The organism is Methanobrevibacter sp. V74 (assembly GCF_963082495.1).
Lineage (GTDB): Archaea > Methanobacteriota > Methanobacteria > Methanobacteriales > Methanobacteriaceae > Methanocatella.
The window spans coordinates 402,168-427,533 of sequence record NZ_CAUJAN010000001.1 but is presented as its reverse complement, the minus strand read 5'-3'; the positions used below and the strand labels follow the sequence as shown (position 1 = coordinate 427,533).

20 protein-coding genes are annotated in these 25,366 nt (G+C 25.5%); 3 read left to right on the top strand and 17 right to left on the bottom strand.

The window, feature by feature from the left end:
• Positions 1 to 221: 221 nt before the first annotated feature.
• Entirely contained in the window at positions 222 to 2,495 is a 2,274-nt protein-coding gene (locus Q9969_RS02045; RefSeq protein WP_305553909.1) for a CDP-glycerol glycerophosphotransferase family protein, read from the bottom strand.
• Positions 2,450 to 2,881, bottom strand: coding sequence for a hypothetical protein (locus tag Q9969_RS02040; protein ID WP_305553906.1), 432 nt, complete (start codon positions 2,879 to 2,881; stop codon positions 2,450 to 2,452). Before Q9969_RS02040 ends, Q9969_RS02045 begins: the two co-directional genes overlap by 46 nt.
• Before the next feature lie 735 nt (positions 2,882 to 3,616).
• Here Q9969_RS02040 and Q9969_RS02035 point away from each other — a divergent pair.
• From Q9969_RS02035 to Q9969_RS02025, 3 genes are all read left to right on the top strand, one after another.
• Positions 3,617 to 3,805 carry a hypothetical protein gene (locus Q9969_RS02035; RefSeq protein WP_305513793.1) on the top strand — a complete coding sequence of 63 codons (189 nt, stop codon included), beginning with the start codon at positions 3,617 to 3,619 and terminating at the stop codon, positions 3,803 to 3,805.
• A gap of 316 nt (positions 3,806 to 4,121) precedes the next feature.
• The gene (locus Q9969_RS02030) at positions 4,122 to 4,427 is read left to right on the top strand and encodes a hypothetical protein (RefSeq protein WP_305553903.1); all 306 of its coding nucleotides are present in this window, start codon (positions 4,122 to 4,124) and stop codon (positions 4,425 to 4,427) included.
• Between the two features lie 124 nt (positions 4,428 to 4,551).
• Positions 4,552 to 4,962 (top strand): helix-turn-helix domain-containing protein, encoded by a 411-nt coding sequence (locus Q9969_RS02025; RefSeq protein WP_305553900.1) that lies wholly within the window; start codon positions 4,552 to 4,554, stop codon positions 4,960 to 4,962.
• Positions 4,963 to 6,060: 1,098 nt separating this feature from the next.
• On the opposite strand, the gene Q9969_RS02020 is transcribed toward Q9969_RS02025, so the two are convergent.
• The 15 genes from Q9969_RS02020 to Q9969_RS01950 all read right to left on the bottom strand — a co-directional run bounded on the left by Q9969_RS02020 (position 6,061) and on the right by Q9969_RS01950 (position 25,362).
• Positions 6,061 to 7,800, bottom strand: a complete 1,740-nt coding sequence (locus Q9969_RS02020; protein ID WP_305553897.1) for a glycosyltransferase family 39 protein — start codon at positions 7,798 to 7,800, stop codon at positions 6,061 to 6,063.
• Between the two features lie 153 nt (positions 7,801 to 7,953).
• Positions 7,954 to 8,988, bottom strand: coding sequence for a glycosyltransferase family 2 protein (locus tag Q9969_RS02015; protein ID WP_305553894.1), 1,035 nt, complete (start codon positions 8,986 to 8,988; stop codon positions 7,954 to 7,956).
• A gap of 67 nt (positions 8,989 to 9,055) precedes the next feature.
• The gene (locus Q9969_RS02010; protein ID WP_305553890.1) at positions 9,056 to 10,378 is read right to left on the bottom strand and encodes a UDP-glucose/GDP-mannose dehydrogenase family protein; all 1,323 of its coding nucleotides are present in this window, start codon (positions 10,376 to 10,378) and stop codon (positions 9,056 to 9,058) included.
• 403 nt (positions 10,379 to 10,781) lie between these two features.
• On the bottom strand, positions 10,782 to 11,888 hold the full coding sequence (locus Q9969_RS02005) for a glycosyltransferase family 2 protein (RefSeq protein WP_305553887.1): 1,107 nt from the start codon (positions 11,886 to 11,888) through the stop codon (positions 10,782 to 10,784).
• 285 nt (positions 11,889 to 12,173) lie between these two features.
• A complete protein-coding gene (locus Q9969_RS02000; protein WP_305513060.1) occupies positions 12,174 to 12,818 on the bottom strand; it encodes a zinc ribbon domain-containing protein in 645 nt (214 codons plus the stop codon).
• 158 nt (positions 12,819 to 12,976) lie between these two features.
• A complete protein-coding gene (locus Q9969_RS01995; RefSeq protein WP_305513058.1) occupies positions 12,977 to 13,660 on the bottom strand; it encodes an amino acid ABC transporter ATP-binding protein in 684 nt (227 codons plus the stop codon).
• Between the two features lie 8 nt (positions 13,661 to 13,668).
• A complete protein-coding gene (locus Q9969_RS01990) occupies positions 13,669 to 14,319 on the bottom strand; it encodes an amino acid ABC transporter permease (RefSeq protein ID WP_305553884.1) in 651 nt (216 codons plus the stop codon).
• A 33-nt stretch (positions 14,320 to 14,352) separates the two neighbouring features.
• Positions 14,353 to 15,183, bottom strand: a complete 831-nt coding sequence (locus tag Q9969_RS01985) for an amino acid ABC transporter substrate-binding protein (protein ID WP_305553881.1) — start codon at positions 15,181 to 15,183, stop codon at positions 14,353 to 14,355.
• Between the two features lie 602 nt (positions 15,184 to 15,785).
• On the bottom strand, positions 15,786 to 16,181 hold the full coding sequence (locus Q9969_RS01980) for a hypothetical protein (RefSeq protein ID WP_305553878.1): 396 nt from the start codon (positions 16,179 to 16,181) through the stop codon (positions 15,786 to 15,788).
• Between the two features lie 101 nt (positions 16,182 to 16,282).
• Positions 16,283 to 17,152 (bottom strand): hypothetical protein, encoded by an 870-nt coding sequence (locus tag Q9969_RS01975; protein WP_305553875.1) that lies wholly within the window; start codon positions 17,150 to 17,152, stop codon positions 16,283 to 16,285.
• 48 nt (positions 17,153 to 17,200) lie between these two features.
• A complete protein-coding gene (locus tag Q9969_RS01970; protein ID WP_305553872.1) occupies positions 17,201 to 18,310 on the bottom strand; it encodes a glycosyltransferase family 2 protein in 1,110 nt (369 codons plus the stop codon).
• A 19-nt stretch (positions 18,311 to 18,329) separates the two neighbouring features.
• Positions 18,330 to 20,492 (bottom strand): bifunctional glycosyltransferase family 2 protein/CDP-glycerol:glycerophosphate glycerophosphotransferase, encoded by a 2,163-nt coding sequence (locus Q9969_RS01965; RefSeq protein ID WP_305553869.1) that lies wholly within the window; start codon positions 20,490 to 20,492, stop codon positions 18,330 to 18,332.
• 707 nt (positions 20,493 to 21,199) lie between these two features.
• Positions 21,200 to 23,056, bottom strand: a complete 1,857-nt coding sequence (locus tag Q9969_RS01960; protein ID WP_305553866.1) for a glycosyltransferase — start codon at positions 23,054 to 23,056, stop codon at positions 21,200 to 21,202.
• 3 nt (positions 23,057 to 23,059) lie between these two features.
• On the bottom strand, positions 23,060 to 24,376 hold the full coding sequence (locus tag Q9969_RS01955; protein ID WP_305553863.1) for an ATP-grasp domain-containing protein: 1,317 nt from the start codon (positions 24,374 to 24,376) through the stop codon (positions 23,060 to 23,062).
• A 5-nt stretch (positions 24,377 to 24,381) separates the two neighbouring features.
• On the bottom strand, positions 24,382 to 25,362 hold the full coding sequence (locus Q9969_RS01950; RefSeq protein WP_305553860.1) for a LicD family protein: 981 nt from the start codon (positions 25,360 to 25,362) through the stop codon (positions 24,382 to 24,384).
• Between the last annotated feature and the right edge of the window lie 4 nt (positions 25,363 to 25,366).

Here is a 25,366-nt window from a genome sequence, read left to right as displayed (position 1 = left end):
TCAATAAAGGAATCATCAATAATTGATTTAATATTATCCATAAATCTATACTTTTCAGCTATATCATTCAAAACACTTAAAAAATTATTATCATCTAAAAACTTGTTTAATTATTTTTTTTGCTGATGTTCCATCACATAATGAACAAAATCTTTCATAAAATTCATCATATCTTTCTTCATATTCTTTTTTAACATTATCAATATTTCTTATTGTATTTATTAAAGTTTTATATAACCTATATATACCCCCCCCCCCCCCTCATTATTATCTTTTATAATTGGTCCAGGCAATTCTTTTTTCATATTTAAATATAATCCCCTTATATTTTCTATGTAATTATTTAAATCTGGTGTGAAAAATAAAATAGGTTTTTTTAAATGAGCATAGTCAAAAAATACTGATGAATAATCTGTTATTAAAATATCTGATAGAAGATATAATTCTTGTATATCTTCATAATCAGATAAATCAATAGCAAAATCTTGCAGTTCTTTATCAATAGTAAGATTTTCAGAAATTAAATGATGCATTTTTAACAATACAACGTATTCATCTTTAAATTCCATGAAAAGCCTCTTTAAATCTATTTCTATATTAAAATAGTGCTCCCATGATTCATTTTGTTCATCATCTCTCCAAGTTGGAGCATAAAGAATAATTTTTTTATCTTTTGAAATATTGAATTTAGACTTTAAATTATCGATTAACTCGGCATTGTCTCTAAAAAATATGTCATTGATAGGGTATCCTACTTCCAAAAACTCTTTATTAAATTTAAAAGCCCTTTCAAAAATCTCAGAGGAATATTCGTTAGAAGAAATCAAATAATCCCAATTTCTTGACTCACTATAAAAATTTGGTCTGCCATCAACTTCAGGTCCTGGTATTGTAATATCAAAACCTAATTTTTTAAGAGGGGTACCGTGCCAAGTTTGTAAATAAACATTTCCTTGTCTTTTCTTATGTATCGGAAATATAATATTATTTACCCAGTATTTAGCTTGGGCAAGATATTTATAATAATCTCCTGCTTTATATCTATCAACAATTATTGGATTGCCAGGAATAAGATCTTTGTTTTCACCGGAATATGCCCAAACAAATGTATATTTCTTATCCAAACCCATTTCAAGCATAGTTTCATAAATGTATTTTGGATTACCACTATAAGACTTACCTAAAAAGCTCTCAAAGAAAACCATATTCTCATTTAATATTTCTTCTTTTGAAGTTTTATCATAAATTGTTTTCCCCTTAGCTATTTCATATGCTTTATTCCAAGAAGTACTTTTAGTAATCCATAGAGCAAAAGAATATTTATCACTTGTTGCATAATAAGAATAAACCTTATTACAACATACTTTTTTAATTAAAAAACAATCCTCATGATTTTTAAAACTTTTATAATTAGATAAATCAACTAAACTTTGATAATAAATATCATCAACATAAATTCTAATATAAAAATCTAGTCTCAAATTTACAGTTTTTTCATCTAAAACATTTATTTCATCAATAAAACCCTCAAAATTAAAATAATTATCATTAATTTCATTAAAATCCATTTTATAATAATTTATACTGGAATCTGCACGATTTTTACTGAATATCAGTACTTTATCAATATTTTTTATTTCTTCATTTAAAGGTTCAAAATTTCCTTTAATTAATACTCTATCATCACAATTATCCAAATATGTAATATTATGATCAAAATCCATAGTTTGAAGTTTAAAGGACAATTCATTGAATTTTGTTGAATAAGTAGTTAATACAAGATTTTGTTCTTTGAAAAGCAACTTAAAAGATTGATTATTGAAACAATACTTAATTCTTATTTTGTTGTATTCATTATCATCATTAATTTTCATATACAAATCAAATATACCGATTTCATTTATTTCCAACAACTGATTTATAGGAAAGCATGCTGCAGAAGATTTAATTTTTTGTTCTAACCTCAGTCCAGAAGATCTGTGTTTAATTTCAATGAATCTATTGTCTTTTTCATCAACACCATTAAAATTACCTCTCAATACTAATTTATCATCAATTACCTTTAATTCATTAATATAATAATCTTTATTAATCTTTAATGATAAATTGGAGTTGATTGTTTGATAAAATTCAAATAAGGTATCTTCTTTTTTAAAAGATTTCAAGCACTGACTATTTAAGGTATACTTAATTCTGTCTTGGGCATTGAAGGATTCTTCATTAAATTGAAAATAAAAATCGAAAATACCGTTTTCACTTATTTCTAATAATTTATTTATAGGGACACATACTTTGGAAGATTCAATTTTCTCTTCCAACCTCAATCCAGAAGATCTATGTTTAATCACCAAATACCTATCAATACTTTCATCCAAACCCTCAAAATTACCTTTCATTAATAGTTTATCATCAACAACATCTAATTCAGTGATATACGCTTTAGTAATATTTAATGATAAATCAGAATCAACTGTTGAATAAAATTTAAACAACATATCATCTTTTCTAAAAAAATTGGGCAAGTATTTAATTTATATTTAATTCTTTCATTGATTTTAAATGATGTTATGTTAACTTGAAAATAAAAATCAAAAATACCGAAGTTTGCCAATCCAAATAATTCTTCAAAAGTTAAATAAACCACAGATGAATTAATCTCTTTTTCTAAAACTCTTTTAGATAATCTATGTTCAACACATAAAAATAAATTTTTAATGACTTTATCATTTTGAAAATTAAAAACAATACCATCTACATCAATATTTAAATCAAAATCCTTGTAGTCATCAAAGTTATAATATCTTAAAAATAAATTATTCTGCGCATTTCTATATTTTTTAAGAATATTCCTAGATTTTTTAGATAGATTAATTAATTTCATTATAATAACCAAATTTAAAATTTATAATTAAAAATATTAAATATAATAATATATTATATTTTTAGTATTTATTATTAATGACAACTCCTCAACCCAGTTAATTTAAGAAATTTATTTTTTAATTTGTAATTATATTATTTTATTTTCTTATTTTTTCTTATTGAAATCCTTTATTTGATATTATATTATGTTATATGGTTTATTTTTTATTTTTTTACTTGTTTTAGGGGTTTTTGATTTTTCATTTTTGATTATTTTTTTGTTCTAAATTAATTTAATTTACTTGTAATTAGACATAATTATTTTAATAGTTTTTAAATTAGTTTAAATTATTTTATATCTAATTTAAGTATTATACAATAGTTAATATTAAATATTGGTAAATTATATTTTTATATAATAGTTATTTAGAATTTCATGATTGGATTTTTTTGATTTAGGAGTTGTTTTTGATGATAAATTTTAGTGAATAATGTAATGAAACTTGGGCAAACTTAGATAAATATGAAAATCGAAAATTATATAATATGATGATGGAAAAGTGCATTATGTTCGAAATCGAAAAACTATTTTAGAAAGTATAATCAAATATCCTTTCTATGATTGTGGTCGAACAACTGCTGTAGAAGCTATAAAATTTTATTAGAAGTGATAAGAAGGATAAAAATATGACTTTAACTAAATCCAATATTTTATCAAAGAAGAAAATTGCTTAATCATATTTGCTATGTAGACATGAATGAAGACTTTATCGACGGAATTTACAATGACCCGGATAGACCTGGTCTTTATAAAGGATATTCAATACTGGCAGGTGATACCAGCATCTGCGATGCACCAAATATTGGATACACTGAAAAACAACTAAAAGAATTAAATAATCCTCACCTCAATAGATTAAAAAAGGAATTAATCAGATTTTAGAGTCCTCATGCATAAGCAGATACACAAACAGATTTCATATTAACCTCTACAATAACCAATAGTAAAAAAATAAACGAAGTAGAATTAGCATTAAAACATTTAGACAATTTAAATCAAAGAATAAAACTTGCAAGCTATTTACCATTCGAAAAATTCACCACACAAGATTTAAAAGAATTATACAACAAGAGATGGAAAATAGAAACCAATTTTAACAGATTAAAAAACATAATCCACATAGAAAACTTCAGTGGATATTCAGAAGGAATAATACAACAAGGACTTCTACGCCAACATATTCATGTTTAATTACTTAATGGCAATGAAACTCGACGCAGACCAAAAAATACAAGAAAAACACAAAGATAAAAACTTAAAACACGAATACAAAACCAATTTCAATGTTTTATTCGGACTAATAAAACTAGACATGCCTGATCTCTTATCAAACGACCCAAAAGAAAGAAAAGATGCCGTTAAAAGAATACTAAACATGGCACAATCAAATTTAGTAGAAAAAAATAGAAGAAATGACCGAAACCCTGATAGACTGGTCAAAGATCCAACCAACCCAACACATAGGAGAATAAAAAAATATTTTTCAAATTATCTCTTAAATTAACTGGGTTGATTCAGCATAGTCAAGTCCTTATATTTGTTTGTATAGATTTACTATTAATTTCTATATGTTTTTATTATAGTTTTGGACAAAAAATATTTATATTAAATGTGACTAAAATATTAATATGAGTAGGAATGCTTATATTAACAAAAAAATCCCACTTTCTAAAATTCATGAAGTTAAAGCTGATTTAAAACATTATATAGAATTTTATGAAAAAATTACATTCATTGAAGACATTTATGCTGGTGAAACAGTAAAATATGCAATAGAAAAACGTGGGAAAACAATTCCAACAGGCCATGCATGGTTAAAAGCTTGGAATGAAGAAGGATTTGATGGATTACTTAGAAAAGAAGGATCTGGACGAAAAACAAAATTATCAGAAAAACAATTTGAAGAACTAAAAGAGAACATTATAAAAAAACAATTAACAAGCGTTAGAGAAGTAAAACACGAAATAATCGAAGAATTTGGCGTTACTTATAGTGATAGACAAATTAGGCGGATAATGAAAAATTTAGGCTTCGGATAATGGAAAACCCTATATTATTCCTGCTGAAGCACCAAAAGATGCTTCAGAACAACTAAAAAAAAACACAAAAGAAAATAGATTTGAAAAAAGACAATATTAGTATTCGCAGATCAAACAGCAGTGCAAAATAAAGATAATACAAGCCGATTATACTATTTATTAGGAACAAAAAAAATAGACAGACAAAAATAACTACGAGAATAAAATTAAACACAAATGGATACCAAGCAGTAAATGGCAATTCATTAATCTTATTTCAACCAAATACACGCACATTTAAGGAAATAAAATCATTAATCCAGCTTAAAATTGTCAATTGCGAAAATGAAAATTTAATATTAGAACTTAAAAATATTTTGGCAGATACGAAATTAGATGAAACTGAAATATATAATCAACTAAAATCTGAAAACACAATTTAACTCATTAAAAAATGAATTTAAAGAATTTATAGCAAACAATAATAGTTCTGAAGAAATAATTTTTAGTAAAAATAAAAAATAAAGCAAATAAATTAAATCCTGAAAAGCACACAAACATAGAAAAATATTCAAAAAGAAATACTAATTGAATCACTAAACAAAAAACATTTAATCAATAATCTACAAAAAGAAAGAAAAATTGTAGCAATATTGGATAATTACTCAGTTCACAAAGCTAAATTAGTGATTCAAGCATCAAAAATATTAAATATAAAATTAATTCATTTACCAGTACATTCCCCTCACTTAAACCCAATAGAACAAGTCTGGAAATCAATAAAAAAAACACATAGGAAACTATTTATTTGATACAATAGAATCCATGGAAGAACAATTCGAAAAAGAATTTTATAGGACTATAAATAATGATTCATATTATAAAAATTGGATTAAAAAATTCACCAACCTTAACTAAAAAATTTTTTATCCAAAACTATAATTCAACAGAAAATCAATAAAACAATGCCAAAGCAAATCAAGGATAAAATCAAATCATGAAAAATGAAATTTCAACTGTAAAAAGAGAAAAATAATAAAAAATCATACATTAAATTAGAAAATCAGTGCCAAATCATCCACATCAGTTTCAAGTAACCTGCATGAATATAAACATTTTTTAATATTGATTTCTATAATAAACATGATACATTCCTTTATTATAAAGTTCAGTATAATTCTCTAATTCAACTGTAGAATTCGAGATAACATAAGATATATTACTTGAATCGAATGCCGTATAATTATCATCAAACGTGACATTATCCTTCAAATACCATTTAATTATTCTATAATCACGGTTATTAGATCCAAATGATTCATTGTGATAATCACCATCATTTTCAATAATATAATCTGTCACATCAACCAAATCATTATGGCATTCTTGTATCTTCATATGTGAACTAAATGAAAAGGCAGATATCATGAAAAGTGAAATCAAAAACACTATTATAATTTTAGATATTAAAGACTTTCTATAAGATTTATTTTTAAATATACTTAAATTAGTTAAAATATCTAAAATTTCTTCAAGACCATAAATAATAAAATAAATTAAAGGAGGCAATAATGGTAATGAATATCTAAGCGTTTTTGTGGGAAGTATAGCTATAAAAATGAGATTTATAACAAAATATGCAAAAAATAGGATATTTAATGCCATTTTATCATCATCAAATTTGAATTCTCTAATTAAAGAATAAAATATTGCGCATGAAACCAAAAAACAAATATTTGTAATCAAATGGATAGAAAGTACTTTAAATGCAAAAAATGCAAAAATCATTAATATTACCAATGAGAAGTTTTTTAATAAATTTTTATAAGCATTATGTTTGAAATAGGTATTTTCTGATTTAAAATAATACTTACGATTTTTAAATACATTAACCAATTTAAATAAGCATCCGCAACCAATGATAAAATACAATACAAAATTTAAAGTTCCATCCAAACGACGATAATCCCTAAATAAAATTTGTGAAAAATTAATAACATAAAATAATTTATCATAAATAACATCTATTCCAGCCTTACCATATCCAATATTAGTTGCTGAATTATGAAATCTATCAAGAAATATTAAAGAACTGCCAAAATCAAAAATCAAAAATTTACAAATTAAAACAGTTAAAATAGCACCTAAAATAAGTGATAATAAAATATGTTTAAATTCTTTACTTGTTAGATAATTTTTTACTTTTACAAAAAGTTCTGATTTATTATACAATACATCTTCTAAATTTTCAAGGAAATCTCTTTTTATAACATAATACAAGAATAGTGTCGGAAGCATAAATATAACAGTATACCTTGTAAAAAAACCTAGGATAAATAATGGAAACGCTATGATAAAATATTTTGAATTCTTATCAATAGCCATTATTCCAAATAAAAGAATTAAAATAGAAATAGAAATAGCCGGAACATCTAATAATCCAGTGGACAAATTTATCAAAAGTTCAGATAGGCTACCGTAAATAATAACTCCAGTTAAAGACAATAAAGAGTTAAACCTATATCTTAGTAAAATATATAATCCTAAAAAACCAAATAATGCAAAAAATGATGATACTAATGAAATAGCTAATTGGTTAACTATGCCTAATCTAAATAATATGGATGTTAAAAATGCAATAACTGGACTTAAAAATAAATCATAGTGATTTACAATATTATAATAGTCTAATCCACTATAAAGTAAAGCATTCATTAAATAATGTGCTTTATCTGGATAAATCAATCCTCCAGACATGACATACCTAGTTTTAATATACATTAATCCAATGGAAAATAAAAATACAAACATTAAGTATAAGCTATCCTTTTTAGTCAAATTCCAATCATCAAAATTCATTATATTCTCCAAAACTAATGTTACGGCGGGTAATGATGGTAATTATTTTTTTAGAGGTTTTTGTTTATTTTTTGTTCTTTTTATTTTTTTTTTTTAAATTTTAAGTTTTTGTTTTTTTATTTTAAGTGTTTTTTTTTCTTTTTCTTGCTTAAATTATTTTTGTTTTTTTTTATTTTTCTTTTTAATTTTTTTGATATTCTTTTCAAGATCAAAGATTTCCATTTTTAAGTCAAATTCTTCATGATTATTTGATGAAATAAAACTTCTGAAAACATATTTAAGTCTATTATCAAATCCATCATTAAAAATTTTATTTTCATATTCCTCTTCATATGATTTAAAATCGACATTAACTATTTTGAAAAATTCTTCTTTAAATTCTTCATCCACCATAGAATATCTTAAAAAAGCTTTATCAATCTTTTTTTTAGCAAGACCAAATTTAAAATCATTATAAATTCCATGTTCTTTAGCTAGATCAATTATTTTATTAGTTATAACAATAGAATCTGCAAATCTAATATCCTTGACCTGAGTTGTAGAATCCTTTCTAATTCTTCTGTTATACAGATGGTTATCATAGAATGATACACGATTAGCATTTATCATAGCTTTAGCAAAAAACAAATTATCTTCAAAAATTAAATTTTCTGGAAATTGAATATTTTCAATCAATGTTTTTTTAAAGAGTTTACCTGGAGGGGAAACAGCAAAATCAAGTGCATTTTCACCAATATCTGCATAATTAAATATTTTACCATCTAAATGGCTTAAAGAATTCATTTCATAATATCTAGAAGTGAACTTCTTGTTACTTCCATCATTGAAATTAATCATTTTAAATATCAATAACTCCAGATTGTTTTTCTCAGAAATATTATAAATTTCTTCAAGTGCATTTAATTCTAAATAATCATCAGAATCCATAAAATAAATATATTTACCTTTAGATTTTTTTATTCCGTTATTGCGAGCAACTGATTGGCCACTATTTTCTTGTGTAAACACAGACATCCTATTATCTAATTTTTCATATTTCTCTAAAATTTCTAAAGACGTATCAGCTGACCCGTCATTAATACATATTATTTCAATATCTTTAAATGTTTGATTAATAACACTGTCTAAACATTCATCTAAATAATTTTCAGAGTTATAAACAGGAATAATTACAGAAACTTCCACCATTTAATCACCTAATTAACTACTAATTATTTTTTAAAATTTTAATCAAACATGTTTTCAAAAATAAAAATTAACAACCAATTTGGAATAATTCGAATCCTAAATTACTTATTTTTTTATCATAAATATTTCTACCATCAAATATGACTTTTTCATTTAATTTATCAGATAATAACTCAAAATCAGGATTTCTAAATTCTTTCCATTCAGTAATCAAGATTAATGCATCACAATTTTCAACTGCATCATAACGATTTTTACAGAATTCTATTGAATCCAAATACTTATCCTCAATCGTTCTTTTAAACTCCATCATAGCTTCAGGATCATATGTTTTAATTTTTGCACCACTGTCAATAAGTGAAGTAATTACTACAAGTGATGTAGCTTCACGTACATCATCAGTTTCAGGTTTAAATGACAATCCCCAAATTCCAAAAGTAAGTCCATTTAAATTACTGCCAAACCTACCAACTACCTTGTTTGCTAATACCTTTTTTTGTTTTAAATTAACCTCTTCAACATTTGACAATATCCTTGGTTCATAACCATGAACTTGAGCAGTATTTCTTAAAGCTTGCACATCTTTTGGAAAACAACTTCCTCCATATCCGCAACCTGCATAAATAAAATCATACCCAATACGTTTATCTGAACCTATTCCAAGACGTATTTGCTGGATATTTGCTCCAGTAACTTCACAAATATTAGCTATTTCATTCATTAATGAAATTTTAGTTGCAAGCATTGCATTAGCAACATATTTTGTCATTTCAGAGGATTTAATGTCCATTAAGATAAAACGATCATGGTTAAAAATAAAAGAGGAGTATAAATCTTTTAAAGTTTCAAAAACTTCATAATTTTCAGCACCAATCACTACACGATCAGGATGCATGCAATCTTCGATAGCCCTTCCTTCTTTTAAAAATTCAGGATTAGAAGCGATTTCGATTTTAACTCGGGAATTCTTCTTCGCTAAAATATCATCAATGTATTCTTTAACTTTAAAACAGGTACCTATTGGAACCGTTGATTTAATAACAACTAATGAATCATGGGAAATATTATTGGCTATATCGGATGCCGCTGAGAAAATATAGTCTAAATTAGCTGATCCATCTTCAGTCATTGGAGTTCCGACAACGATGAAAATAATATCACTTTCATCAAGCGCTTCTTTAATTTGTGTTGTAAATATTAAATCTCCTTTTTCTTGCCCGCTTTTAATTAATGTTCCGAGATTAGGTTCAAAAATCGGTAAAATCCCATTTTTCAATCCTTCAATTTTAGATTCATCAACATCAACACAAAAAACTTTATTTCCCATTTTTGAAAAACATGCCCCAGTTACAAGCCCAACATAACCTGTTCCAATAACAGTAATATTCATTAACTTCACCATTCAATATAAAAAACTCAATATTAATAATAAGTTTTTTAACTTATAAATAAGTTAATATTAATTTGTGAAATTATAAAAATTTACAGAAACATATTCATGACTATTGTAATAAAACAAAAAAAGATTCAGAAGCAATCTTGTAGACAATATACTGACATTTCTCAAGATATTTATGAAAAAATATCCTAATTTGAATGTGAAATGCATCATTTTATGATAAAATCCTCACTTCACAAAAGCAACTCAACAGAAAAAGCAGTAAAACTCACATAGAAAAATGAGATAAAACTTTGAAAAATAAAATTAGTAAATTTTTAAAATAAGTTTTTTAATCTTATGCTTGACCCAACCATATGGAGTTTTTAAATACTCCAAATCTTGTTTTAAATCTTCATTTTTTATTTTTGAGTTTCTTGTTTTTGTTTTTTAATTTAGTAACTTTATTTTCTAATTTTCTTTTCTCAGACTTATTTTTTCGATTCTCAATCTTATCTTGTCTTTGTTTATTCGCAATGAATTTTAAACTATCCCTACAATCATTTAAGAATAAATCATATTTGACCATGTCTTCTTCACTAATTGTATTAAAAACATGTGAAGGCAACGATTCGACAAATGATTTAACTTCACCAAACATGATATCAGTAAATTCATCATTACATCTATCTAATTCTTTTATAAACTGTAAGACATCAATTTCAACTAATTTAACATATAACGGATCCAATAATGGCAAATATTTTTCATTTGATTTAATAACTTGTATGGTATTGGATATAATAAAAATACGATCATGTAAATTTTTTGTATCATATACTGTTTGAGTAATTGATTTACTGTTTTTACCACGAATTCTCCAGTAATACACAACTTCAGGATAAATTCCTATACATTCACTTGAACAGAACAGTTGCATAGAAAATAATATGTCCTGATATACCCTTCCTTCAGCAAATCTAAAATCATATTTTTCAAAAAAGTTTCTATTAATAAATTTATTCCATGAAGTAGTATCATAAACCAACTCTTCATGTTCTAAGATGTTTGTTTTTATAAAAGTTTCACCTGTGATTGATTTTGAGTGTAAAACACTTGGAAATTGCCTACCATTATCATTAGTTCTTATTGCATTAAATACAACAAAATCATGATTATATTTTTCTGAAAAATTGTATAATTTTTCATAGGCATCTAAATCAATAGCATCATCTGAATCATAAAATGCAATATATTCACCAGATACAATATCCAAACCCATATTGCGACAAATAGATGGTCCTAAACTAGTTTCATTATTTAAAATTTTAATTCTTGAATCATTTAAAGCATATTCTTCAAGAATTTCAAGACATCCATCACTAGAAGCATCATTAATACAAATTATCTCAATATTTTCAAGTGTTTGATTAACTAAACAATCCAAACTCTCTTCGAGATATTCTTCAGCATTATAAACAGGAACAATAATACTGACTAAAGGTTTTTTATCTAAGCTCATTATACACCATATAATTCTTATAATTTTATTTTATTTTCAAAACATAAATAATAAACTAACGATAACTAGATATTTATTAAAATAAGGAATTTAATTAATAACATAACCAACTACAAATAAAAATAATTGTTATGTATGATTTAATCAAAATAATCATTTAAATTGTTATCAAAAATTTTAACTAAAAACTGTTGACATTATTATAAACCTCAAAAAATAATACTGAAATTCAAAATAATTAATTTGATAGACACTCCAAAAAAGAGTTAAGACTTCTAAAAAAAATTAGAAAGTCTGTGTACCGCTTTCTGGAGATAAATTTACACTTTGCGAATCTAATAATTTAGTTCCACCTTCATCATATAAATTAATTTCAGCATAATCCGGGAAGTATTTATATGCATCCGCACTTCTTACATTAATATATCCTGAAGAATCAACAGTTTTTGGAACCATATTTCCATCATTTAAAGTAGATCCGTCACGAGAGTAGAAAATCTGAATTACCACTTTCTCGCCAGAGTGTTGCGGACCAACATAAATACTGGCATAAGTTAAATCGTTAAGACCACCACCTGTTTCAAAAATTCCGCCCAAAATACTCATAGAAGAAGAACTGGATTGAGAAGAAGTTTTTTCAGAATCATCATCTGAAACATGACCAGAATTATTATTTTTAGCTATTGGCTTAAAATCATCTTGAGAGTTATCTCCAAATCCATAAACATAAACAAAAGCCCCAGCAAGAACTATAGCTACAACAATTAATGCAACAATAACATATTTAGTAGTGTTATCATTACCGGAGTTATTATTCATTGAATTAATCATGTTTTCATGATTAATAGCCTTCTTCTTAAGAGGAGTTCCACATTTCTTACAAAATTTAGCACCATCATTATTTTCACTATCACATTTAGGACAACGCATGATATTATCACCAATGAAATTAATTAGATAATAATATTTTAGTAACAATATTTAATAAAGTTATGTAATTGAATTCAAATCTAGAAATTAAAATCAATTCAGCTAGAATTCAAAAAAAAGTGAAGGTAAAAAAAGAGTTAAAAGATTAAATAAATGATTTAATCATAGAATTTTCCTAAAAATTCTTTCATCCTCAAATTATCAGATGAAAATACTTCTTCAGGAGTGCCTTGCTCAACAATGACTCCGTCGTCCATAAAAATAATATTATCAGCAACTTTACGAGCAAAAGCCATTTCGTGAGTAACAATTACCATTGTCATATGTTCAGCGGCAAGATTGCGAATAACAGTTAAAATTTCACCAGTTAATTCAGGATCCAATGCTGATGTTGGTTCATCAAAGAATAAAATATCTGGATTCATTGCAAGTGCTCTTGCAATAGAAACACGCTGTTGCTGACCTCCGGATAACTCACATGGATAAGCATATTCCTTATCTTCCAAATCCATTTTTTTAAGTAAATCTCTTGCAGAGGCATAAACTTCTTTTTTATCTCTTTTTTGAACTCTTAATGGTGCATTAGTAATGTTTTTTATTACAGAATGGTGTGGAAACAAATTAAAATTTTGGAAAACTAAACCGAAAGTTCCATCAAATCTTATATCCCCACTATCCTCTTGTTCTAAGTCAGTGATGCATCTAAGTAATGTTGATTTGCCTGAACCTGATGGACCAATTATTGCTAAAACTTCACCTTTTTCTACGCTTAATGAAATATCTTTTAAAACAACATTATCATCAAAGCTTTTTTTAAGATTTTTAATTTCCAGTAAACTCATAATATCGCCTATTCATAATAATCCATTCTTTTTTCAAGATATTCCATTGCAAATGCAACTACAACATTAAATACATAATAAAAAATACCTGCAACTAGCAATGCTGCAATTGAAGCATCAGCAGCTGCAATTTGTTTTGCAACTGTAAACATTTCTGGTATTGCAATTACAAATGATAGTGAAGTGTCTTTTACAAGTGTAATTACTTCATTAGTTACGGAAGGAAGAATTACCTTAAATACTTGAGGCATGATAATTATAAAAAATGTTTCTAATTTTGAATAACCAAGTACTTGTGCAGCCTCATATTGACCACTGTTAATAGATTCAATTCCTCCCCTATAGATTTCAGCAAAATAAGCAGCATAATTAATTGTGAATGCAATAATAACTGATATAAACCTATAGTCAGCAGAAAGACTCCAACCAAATACATAATATGGTGCAAAAAATACAACAATTAATTGTAACATTAAAGGTGTACCTCTCATTATTGAAATATATATCTTCATTAACCATCTAAGTGGTCCAAACTTACTCATTCTTCCTCCAGCCACAACTAAACCTAGAGGAAGAGAGAATAATAATGTAAGTAAAAATATTTCAATTGAGGTAACCAAACCTCCAAATAATTGAGCAATTACATTACCTAATATCATATAACTAATTCTCCCCTCTCAAACTAATTTAATTTATTGTTGGATTAAAGCATCTTCAGAAATACCATATTTTTGAGCGATTTTTAAAACAGTACCATCTTCAAACATATCATTTAATGTTTCCTGTACTTGATTTTTTAAATCGTCATTTCCTTTTTTAAATCCAATACCATATTTTTCAGTTGTGATATGCTCATCCAATATAGAGAAATCATCTGGATTTTTTTTGTTTTTGATATCATACTCTGCAACACCAATATCCATAGCAACTGCATTACATGCACCGGATTCTAAATCCATAAATGCAGTATTATAATCAGCTACGTCAGTTAAGGTCGCAAAAGTATCTGCAATAGTTTTGTTATCTCCTTGAAGAGCAGCAAGTGCGGAGGAATCTTTTTGTGTTTCAACAGTTTTACCTTCTAAATCAGAAATAGTTTTAATTCCTGAATCAGATTTTACAACAAAAATTTGTTTGTTGTCAAAGTAAGGGTCAGACCAGAGGTAATCATTTTCTCTTCCATCCATAGTGAATCCGTTCCAAATACAGTCAATAGAACCAGATTCTAATTCAGCATCTTTTGCATCCCAATCAACAGGTTGAGCTTTGAATGTCCAATTGTTTCTTTTACAAACTTCTTTTGCCAAGTCTAAGTCGAAACCAGTGTAGTTTCCACTATCGTTTTTAAATCCATATGGAGGGAATTCCGCATCAAAACCAACAATGAAAGTTTTATCATCATTAGCAGAAGCATCACTAGATGCATCATTTCCACCCAAAAAGTCAAATAAACCAGCGCTTGCAGTACCCATAACTAAGAAAGCTACCAATACTAAAGCAAATATAATACCTATCTTTTTCATTTTTAAACACCAAAATAGTTATAACTATACAGTAGAAAATATCTACTAATATTAATTTTATTTAATTAAATATATTAATTTAATTATTTAATGTTTAAAATGAATTATTACTTTTTAATATTTTTTAAAAATCTAAATGGTTTTGTTATCTTCCAACTTGAAGACAATAAAATATTTTCATTAATTTATTTCGATTTTTTATTTTCATTTATTAATTTCTTATTCTTCTTTTTCTTTTGAAATTTTTAATTTACAGTCATTAATTAACTATTCCTAGCAATTATCTGATTTTAAAACATGATTATATTCCGTTAAAGCATGTTTTTTAACAGTTTTTCATTTTAATCTCTAAATTTGAATATTGATTTCTAGATTTTTTAAAACAATAATCATTTGAAGTTAATTTGATATACATTAATATTTGCACAATTTAATAAAATAAACTCATTCCAAACTATTATAAAAATCATTTGATTATCTGTTGAACCGTTAATACAATTTATTTCAATATCACAAAAACTTTGATTACATAGAATATAAACATGTTCGCAGATATTTTAATCCTCATAAAAAGAAGTTTCACACATTTTAACATGCTGAAATTATTTTATAAAATTCCTTAAAGTTTTGCTTATTTTACCAATATTAGATGATTTAAATTCTTTATTTTCTTTTTTAAGTTTTTTAACTTTACGTTTTAAATCACGTTTGGAATTATATTCATTTTCGTACAATTCATTGAAAAATGTTAATCGATTATTTAGATAATTTTGATTAATGGAATAATTCTCATCTTTAAATCCATAATCATCAAGAATTTTAACTAATTGGGTTAAACAAGCATCATAATCATTAATATTTGATTTATATTTTAAATTAAATTCTGAAAGTACACTTCTATCCTCATATAATGCCCATATATCTCTTCCAGAACCAAGATAATCCGAAAGCTTAGAAGGCAAATAAGGATTTAGTTCAAAATTATCATTGGTATTCATATCATTTACAATCAAAACATCATATTTGGTTGTTACATTTAAAAATTCAAGATAATCGATAGGTTTTTTTATAATAAAATTATCTGAAGGCAGTACCCTATCTAAAAGTTTTTCTTCAGATAAATATAAATAAACATTAATTCTGTCCTTAAATTTATGGGATTTAAAGCACCAACAGCATAAAATAAACTTTCAAAATGTCTTTTTGAATAATAATCCTTACCAAAATAAGCAATATTTATATAGTTATCATCTAATTTTAAATTTGATTCAATAATTTGATAATATTTATTTGGCAGCGTAGGATGCATCCTTACTTCACTTTTATTTAAAACAAGATTTTTTACATCAATTGGAAACTGATTTAACATTATTTTTCTTTGATTTTCATTTGTAAAAATTACCTTATCAGCAAATAAATAAACCAAATATTCAGCAATGAAATATGCTGAAGAGTTATCCTCAATATAAGAAAAATTATTTCCAGTATTTTCATTAAAAATTTTAATTTTATTGTTTAATTTTGAAATATACTCTTGGTTTTTGATTATCATATTTTTATAGGTTTTAAGTTTATTGTTTAAATCAAAAATAAGTGGATCTGAGAATTCCGCTGTCCAAAAAGTGTTAGAACGAGTAAATTTATATTCACTAGCTAAAAAATGGTTTGCCATTGCCCATGATCTTGAATAAATTTTTTTATAGTCTTTATTTATTGTATTCAATCCTTTTTTAATAAATTTATCAATAAATACAGGCCAATCAAACTTTTCATCTATTTGAATGTAAAATCTATCATTTGTAAATTCTTTAACATATTTACTTAATTGTGAATCATCTGATTTGAAATCTCCTTGTAGAACATCAACAACATTATTATTCTCAACAATTCTTTTGAAAACAGTTATTCCAGACACTTCACTAGATGGTGGGAATAAATAGGAAATATATAATTCATCACAATTTTTCATATACTTATTTTAATTAATAATATTTAATAAAATTTTAGTTATACACAATTATTTTCTAAAAATACTTGTAATCTTAAATTTATTGGAATTTTTTAATGCATTAATTTCTTTTTTATACTGTTTATTTTCTTTTTTTAACTTACGAAGTTTTTTATTTAAACTATCTTTTTTTACTTTCAAATCAAAATCAATATCTACTGACAATTCAAATTCCTTATATGTATCTGAATCAATAGCGCTATTAAATATTATCAAACTTCTTTTAGGACATTTATCAAAGGTTTCTTCATTTTCAAACGAGTTTTTATTTTCCAAGAAGTATTCTTTTGCTTTATCAAAGTAATCTTTTTTAAATTCAATAGGCAGTTGTGTGAATCTGATATGGATGTTACTGCATTGACGATTAAAAAATTGGGTAAATAACTCCTCATAAACACCCATTTCCTTAAGATGATTAGCAATAAATCCATATATGGTTATGCAATCAGAAAAGTTTTCAAAAAATGAGTTTGTTATTGATTCATCCCTTAATCGTCTGAAATATAAATGTTTATCATAAAAATACATTCTTTTTGCATTTAAAATAGTTCTTATGAAAAATACATTATCTTCAAAGATTACATCCTCCGGAAACTCGATATTTTTAATTAAATCCCGTTTAAATAACTTTGAAGGTGCAGTTACCGGAAGTTTAAATAAGAAATCTTTAACACAATGCCAATCAAAAACTTCACCATCAACAATGTCTTTTATATACTCCATTTCAAAATAATCTAATTTAATCTTGTCACGTTTTTCATTAAAATTGATAAGTTTAAAAAACAATAAATCCAGTGATTTAGAATTTGCTAATTCATAAACTTCATTTAATGTATCTAAAGCAATATAATCATCAGAATCAATAAATAATATATATTCTCCTTGTGATTTTTTAATAGCTATGTTGCGTGCAGCAGATGCTCCCTTATGTTCTTGGTTTATAATCACAATTTTATCATCATCATGACTTTCAAGAATTTCTAAAGAGTTATCCGTTGAGCCATCATTAACACATATTACTTCAAAATCATCAAATGATTGGTTTAAAACACTGTCTAAACATTCTTTTAGATATTTTGCAGTATTATAAACCGGAATAATAACTGAAATTTTAATCAACATTAACACCTATTATAAATTATTCCCAGATTTTCTCCACTATTCTTCTAGAAGCATTACCATCATCAATACTACAGAATCTTTCATAAAAAATATCATATTTATCACCATATTCCTCTTTTAAAGATTCAATATTTTTAATAGCATCAATAACTTCCTCAGTTGTTCTTAACAGTGGTCCAGGTACTTCTTCATGAATATCAATGTAAAATCCTCTTAAAACATTTTCGTATTTTTCTAAATCATATGTATAATATAATATTGGTCGTTTAAGGTTTGCAAAGTCAAAGAATACACTGGAATAATCGGTGATTAAAATATCGCTAATTAAATATAACTCCCCAATATCATCATATTTGCTTACATCTATTGCAAAATCTCCAACCCCTTCTAAATCAAGGTTATTAGAAATAAAATAATGAGTTCTAATTAAAATAATGTATTCATCACTTAACGCTTCTTTTAATTTATTTAATTCAAGCTTTAATTTAAATTTAACCTGACCAGCATCAACAAATTCATCATCTCTCCAAGTTGGAGCATAACAAATGACTTTTTTATCATCTGGAATATTTAAAGAAGTTTTAATTTGGTTAACTTTATCTTCATTATATTTATACAAGATATCATTTCTTGGATAACCTGTTTCCAAAATATCATTTTGATATCCAAATGAGCTTTTTAAAATATCTGTAGTATATTTATTTGGTGAAATTAGATAATCCCATTCTTTTGAAACATCAATATATGACTGTTTAAGATTAGGATTTCTGGAGTGTATGTTTCCAATATCCAGACCTAATTTTTTAAGGGGGGTTCCATGCCAAGTTGAAACAATTACCTGATCGTCTCTTTTAACTAATATATCTGATTGTCTCCCATTAATAACCCAATATTTTGAACGTGCAACTTCCCTATAATAATCAAGAGAAAATCTTTTAACCTTCTTTGGATTTCCTGGAATTTCAACATTTTTATTATTCAAAACCCATACAAAATCATATTTATCATTATAATTTTCATATAAATATTCATATAAATATTTTGGACTATCTGAGTAATAATTCCCTATGAAACTACAAAATATTATTTGATTATTGTTGATTTCTTTTTTATTGAAAATTTTATAGTATATTGCAGTTTTTATTCTCCAAATACTATTCATTTCAAGAAGTTTAACAAAATTAATCCTTAATTTAAGTATTTTACGAAGTTTATTTTTATCGTGAGATTTAATAGCTTTTAATTCTCTTTTTTGTACCCACGATATTTTTTTAAAGTTAAGATTTATAAATAAGTCACTTAACATATCAAAGTATTCATTTCTCCATTTATTATTGGGATGGGAATAAAAATCAAACGCAAAATTTTCATAATAATATTTAAATAGTTTTGAATTCATCACATCAATTAATACGTCATTTTTGATGTTTTGAATAGCTTTTTTATAATTCTGTACATAAATTACAAAAGAATCATTAGCCATTTCCTGATTAAGCGATGCAAGATTAATTGAATCATCACTCTTTCTTTTACCATATAAGGCATCTTCTACTCCTACAAATGAATCAATATTTTCTAAAATATCGGTCATAAAATCATAATCACATAAATATCTTCTAGATTCATCGAATAATATATTATTAATTCTTTCTTTTTTAATTAAAGAATGCAAAACCGATAAAACCTCTAAAGAATCAGTCTTATCTCCGACAAGTAAGTTATAAGAAAATTCTTCATCACTTAAATTATTTTTAGTTAAAAGATAATTTCCCTTTTCTACTAATTTTTCAAGTTCCTCATCAAATCTTTCTCTAATAAAAAACGTACTAATCCTTTCCCCATTAATAAAATCAGCATTAGTTGCTTTAGCAACATTAATAAGTTTAGCCAAAGCATCTTGATAAACATAATCATCACTATCAATAAAATAGACATATTTTCCATTAGCTATTTTTAATGCCTCATTTCTTGCTTTTGATACAGTAATTTCATTTTCAAATGATTTAATAGTAATATTTAAATCATAAAACGCCAATAAATCATCAATATCTTCTTTAACTCCATTTAATATTAATATAATTTCTTCATCTTCTAAATTTTGTTGAGATAAACTATCTAAACAATCTTTTAAATATCTTTTAGATCTATTAAATGGAATAATTACAGTTATAAATGTCATTAAATCACCAAATTCAGTACATTTTAGCAAAACTTCTGTAGAAACGTTGTTTTCACCCAAATGTATTCAATGACTCTATATGTTTTAGTTCCATCATGAAAACTACAAAACCCATTGAAAAATTCTTCATAGAACTGGACATCTCTACATCAAGATAATTCTTCTTCACTTTTACAAACTACTTCATAACCTCATTAACATCAAAGTATGGCCATCAAGTTACATTTTCATGCTTTCCAAGTCAGAAGCATGATAAATAACTGGTTTTTTACTTTTTAATTTATTGCGAATTTCACTTATTTTTGACTAATATTTCATTCATTGTAAAAAATACCATTAACCTGATATTCCATTTCTAATATACAAGATTTAAATTTTTCTGTAAAATAATAATTCAATTAAAAACACACCCCTACCTGTGGATTTAGCCTAATGTGGAGAAGATTTTTAATGGGATTTATTTTTTTATATGTAGTTCCATGCCAAGCTTGTAAATAAAATGGCCCAGATCTGTGATACAATATTTCACTAAATAATTCAGGATTTGTATAGAATAGATCTTTTCAATTGTTTTCTGCACTTATCTCCAAAATATGAAATATATTTTTCTTTATATCACTTTACACCATTAAATCATTTTAAAAATTCTATTTTAGATACTTTCCATCATAAACAAGGATTTTTAACTAACCAAATGATTTTCATTATTATTTTAATATTATTGCAATATATCCCTCAGGGTCTTCGAAAATTCTAATTTTTTTACCGTTATACTCTATTTCTTGATTTTTAAAATCAACAAAAGCATTTTTCTTTAATTTAAATTTTTTCTTATGAATTTCAACAAAAAGATTATATTTTGTATTTTCATCAATACTATACTTCCAAATTAATTCTAATTCATTTTGCAATCTAATCTTTGGAGAGTTATCTGTCTGAGTAAAGTAAACATTATCATACTTATAGTTGAATACAACTTTATAAATAGCCGCACCATTTGTTTTTGGAATTAAAAACATTCCATTACTGTCAATATTATACTCAAAGAAATTTTTACAATATCCCTTTGTTATTGAAAAATTACCTAAAGATGTAAAAAAGAATATTAAATTATCATTTTTATTTAATTTAACTATCTCATCACTGCTCTTTTCAAATAATATTTCTTTTAATCTAAATAGTTCATAAGTATCATTGTCATAAATAACTTTTAAGTGAACATCATAATTGTTAATGTTATTTATCTTGCTAATTTCAACTTTACCATTATAAATGTTATTTCCTGTGTTGTCTAAACTAAATTCATAAACATTATTTTCCTTAACTGTATCTCTTTTAGTTAAACCCATAAAAGAAGCTTTTACATCTTTAATTTTTAAGTTTGAAGGTAAAGAAATATTGTGGAAGTAAATATATTCTGAATCAGCAGAAATATCCTCAACATTTATGAAATTATCTTCAACTTTTTTAATTTCAAAGATTTCATCTGGAATGTTATATTCAGGATTGTCAAAGAATTTAACATTCCAATATACTTTTCCATCACGAGTAACGGTTGATTTTTCATCTAAATCAAAATTTAAGAAATCTTCTAACTCATCATCCATATCATTTAAAATAAAGTAAAAAAACAGATTATATCTTTTATCCAAATTATTATCATATAACTCATCAATTTCAGACAATATGCATTTAATCTCTTTTAAATAAACTTCTTTGAAATTATCATCTTTTAATATGCCTTTTATTGGATAGAAAAATCTTTCTACATAGGTTTTAATAACATAATTAAAGTATTTTTCCAAACCGGCTTCAATAAAGTAATCTTTTACATAATAATAAGTTGAAAGTCTATCTTTCATGTTCGGAATATCAAGTAAACTTTTACTTACAGATGTATCGCTATTTCCTTTAATAATGTCTTCTTGTGCACGTCTACGCCAATAATATACCACATCTGGAATAATACTCATTTTATCAGCAAAGGAATAAGCTCTATATACTAATGGCACATCAGCATAAATTTTACCTGGAATCATGTAGATGTCATGTTCTTCAACTAATTTACGTCTGTAGATTTTATTCCAGTAGAAAACATCATAATATATTTCTTTAAATTCATCAACAGTAAATGTTCTTTCTTCATCCCAGATATTATTTTTAAATGCAATTTGTCTTTGATATTGATTTACATATTTAACTGGCTTACCTGCAACAATGTCAGAATCTGTTTTCTTAGCTTTTTTATATAATTTTTCATAAGCATCTTCTACAACAATATCATCGGAATCAATAATCGCTATATATTCTCCTTTAGCAATTTTTAAACCATTATTTCCAGCAATAGCTCCACCTTGATTTTTCTGGTCTATTATTTTGATATTATCATATTTTCTTGCATATTGTTTTAAAATATTTAAACTATTGTCTGTACTTTCATCATTAACACATATAATTTCAATATCATCCAATGTCTGATTTATAAGTGAATCTAAACAGTCATCTAAGTAATATTCCGTATTGTAAACTAAAACTACAACAGATAATTTGTATTCATTAGTCATGTTCTACATTCTCCAATTAATTAATGATTCTACAGCATCTAAATCAAATACGGGGATTTTAAGTTTATTTGAAATAGCTAATCTTTCTGAAAATGAGTCATCAATGAAAATTGAGGGCACATCATTATCCATATATTTAAATTTATCATCGTCTTTTGTCAATGTTATAATCTCATCAAATAAGTTAATATCTATTTTTAAAGCTTCTAATGTTTCATTTATATCTTTAAGGTGTTTTGTAATCAGGATAATCTGTTTGTTTTCATTTACACATTGGTATAAAAACATCATTAGATAAGTGTTAACTTTACCTTTGACAAATACTGTATCATCAAAGTCAAGATAAACCCTATCATAATCAATTTCATAAATAAAACAATTAGTTAATGCCCTATCAATGGTTAATTTATTTTCATTAGAAATTATACTTACATCTATTCCTAAATGAGTGTATAATGTTAATAATGGGAAATTTATTCCAGTATTCCTATGTAATGCCATGGTGCCGGCAATTCTTGGAGCTATTTCTAGAAGTTTATATTCGTCATTCTTATCTTTTTTAAGTTGAAAAAACCATGCCCCATAAAAAGTTAATTTAGAGTTAATAATTTGAGCAATTTCTCTAACACGCTTTTCAGTTTTAATGGTTATTGCATTTACACTAATCCCGTCTTTTACACGAATTCTTTCTCTCATCTCACAATACAATAATTCCCCATTAGCTGAAAAACAATCAATAGTATATTCTTCATTGGGCAAATACTCGACAGCTATTAAAGATGGGTTTTCCGTGAAATGATGTTCTAAATCGTCCACATTATTTGCAATAGCAACTCCTTTGGCTCCTTGACCTATATCAGGTTTTAAAAATATAGGAAATTCATCTTTTGCAACTTTTATAACTTTTTCCATGTTGTTAAAACTATCTATTGAAATATCATACACTTTAGGTATGAAATCAAAATCTGAGAAATATTTATAAGTTTTACTTTTAGATCTGCAAATGTCACAAGTTTCATCATTAGATACGACTACATGAGCATTTAAATCATTTTTAAGTTCTGCTAATTTTAAAACAACATCATCATGTGAAGGATAAATTAAATCAATATCATATTCATCAATAATGCTGTTTAAGCAATCTAAAAGATTTTCATCGTCAATAAAGGGAATATCTGAAATATAATTCGCATATACAAATTTACCATGATCATCTACACTAGACCCACCAAATAATTTAAAATCTTTACTGTATTTTAAAGCATTATGGATTTCCAACCCTATTTCAGAACCACATGGAAACACTAAAATATTTTTCATATTATCTATTCAAAATTATCATTAATTTCTTTAAATTTAATAGTTTCATTTTCTAAAATTTCAACAATATCTTGATATTTTCTAAGTCTACCCATTCTTGGATGGAATGTTAAAACACTGGGAACTTTCCAATAATCACCATAATAATTTTTTAAATAATAATCTTTATCTTTAGGTCCTGGAAACTCATATTTACAAAATTTAACTCTTTTAAAAGGTTGAATGTCATCAGTATTGAAAACTTGAAGTTTATTAATCCTATTTGGACCAGCGGATCCTTCAACCCCATTTAATATGAAATTAGTTTTTTCTCTTGTTAAATTCAAACTTTCATAAACTTTAGCAATAGATGCTTCATAATCCCCCGTATCAACCAAATCATGATAATATTGTAATCTAACATCTTCATATAATTGACCAAAATCTTCTCCATTATAATCTTTCATATAATCAAATGGGAAAATATCCAAAGCAGTTAAATCAGTGCCATTTTTTAAATCATCATAATATATCAGTTGTAAAAATGAAGTTGCACCTTGAACAAATGCATTCCTTTGTCTAAATTCAAATGTTATATTATCTTGTAAATTGTTTCTTTCAATTTCTTCCGGGAGCACATCAATAAATTTATCATAATAATCCCTCATCATTCCAGAATCCATATCGTCATCCCAAGGAATAAATCCATCATGTCTGATTGCACCAAGGAATGTTCCTCCCCTTATCCACCATTCAAACTCATATTTAATACAAATATTATCCATGAATCTTAAAAGTTCCAGAGATAAATCCCTAAAATTTTTAAGTAAAGGAGATGGAGTTAATTCATAATCAAGGAATAATGTATTAAGAAGTCTGTTTGTTGATTTATTTTCTTTTTCAAGTCTTTCAACTTTTTTACTTAATTTATTAATTTCATATTTATAATGCTGAATTGAGCCACTACTGTTTAATATTTTATTTCCTATTTTTTGTTTAATTCCCATTAAA

Coding starts and splice junctions, on each gene's coding strand:
- Q9969_RS02025 (WP_305553900.1), top strand. CDS start 4,552: ATGAGTAGGAATGCTTATATTAACAAAAAAATCCCACTTTCTAAAATT.
- Q9969_RS02030 (WP_305553903.1), top strand. CDS start 4,122: ATGGCAATGAAACTCGACGCAGACCAAAAAATACAAGAAAAACACAAA.
- Q9969_RS02010 (WP_305553890.1), bottom strand. CDS start 10,378: ATGAATATTACTGTTATTGGAACAGGTTATGTTGGGCTTGTAACTGGG.
- Q9969_RS02015 (WP_305553894.1), bottom strand. CDS start 8,988: ATGGTGGAAGTTTCTGTAATTATTCCTGTTTATAACTCTGAAAATTAT.
- Q9969_RS01950 (WP_305553860.1), bottom strand. CDS start 25,362: ATGGGAATTAAACAAAAAATAGGAAATAAAATATTAAACAGTAGTGGC.
- Q9969_RS02040 (WP_305553906.1), bottom strand. CDS start 2,881: ATGAAATTAATTAATCTATCTAAAAAATCTAGGAATATTCTTAAAAAA.
- Q9969_RS02045 (WP_305553909.1), bottom strand. CDS start 2,495: ATGTTGTTTAAATTTTATTCAACAGTTGATTCTGATTTATCATTAAAT.
- Q9969_RS01955 (WP_305553863.1), bottom strand. CDS start 24,376: ATGAAAAATATTTTAGTGTTTCCATGTGGTTCTGAAATAGGGTTGGAA.
- Q9969_RS01965 (WP_305553869.1), bottom strand. CDS start 20,492: ATGACATTTATAACTGTAATTATTCCATTTAATAGATCTAAAAGATAT.
- Q9969_RS01960 (WP_305553866.1), bottom strand. CDS start 23,056: ATGACTAATGAATACAAATTATCTGTTGTAGTTTTAGTTTACAATACG.
- Q9969_RS01990 (WP_305553884.1), bottom strand. CDS start 14,319: ATGATATTAGGTAATGTAATTGCTCAATTATTTGGAGGTTTGGTTACC.
- Q9969_RS02005 (WP_305553887.1), bottom strand. CDS start 11,888: ATGAGCTTAGATAAAAAACCTTTAGTCAGTATTATTGTTCCTGTTTAT.
- Q9969_RS01980 (WP_305553878.1), bottom strand. CDS start 16,181: ATGAATACCAATGATAATTTTGAACTAAATCCTTATTTGCCTTCTAAG.
- Q9969_RS02035 (WP_305513793.1), top strand. CDS start 3,617: ATGAATGAAGACTTTATCGACGGAATTTACAATGACCCGGATAGACCT.
- Q9969_RS02000 (WP_305513060.1), bottom strand. CDS start 12,818: ATGCGTTGTCCTAAATGTGATAGTGAAAATAATGATGGTGCTAAATTT.
- Q9969_RS01995 (WP_305513058.1), bottom strand. CDS start 13,660: ATGAGTTTACTGGAAATTAAAAATCTTAAAAAAAGCTTTGATGATAAT.
- Q9969_RS01975 (WP_305553875.1), bottom strand. CDS start 17,152: ATGAAAAATTGTGATGAATTATATATTTCCTATTTATTCCCACCATCT.
- Q9969_RS02020 (WP_305553897.1), bottom strand. CDS start 7,800: ATGAATTTTGATGATTGGAATTTGACTAAAAAGGATAGCTTATACTTA.
- Q9969_RS01985 (WP_305553881.1), bottom strand. CDS start 15,183: ATGAAAAAGATAGGTATTATATTTGCTTTAGTATTGGTAGCTTTCTTA.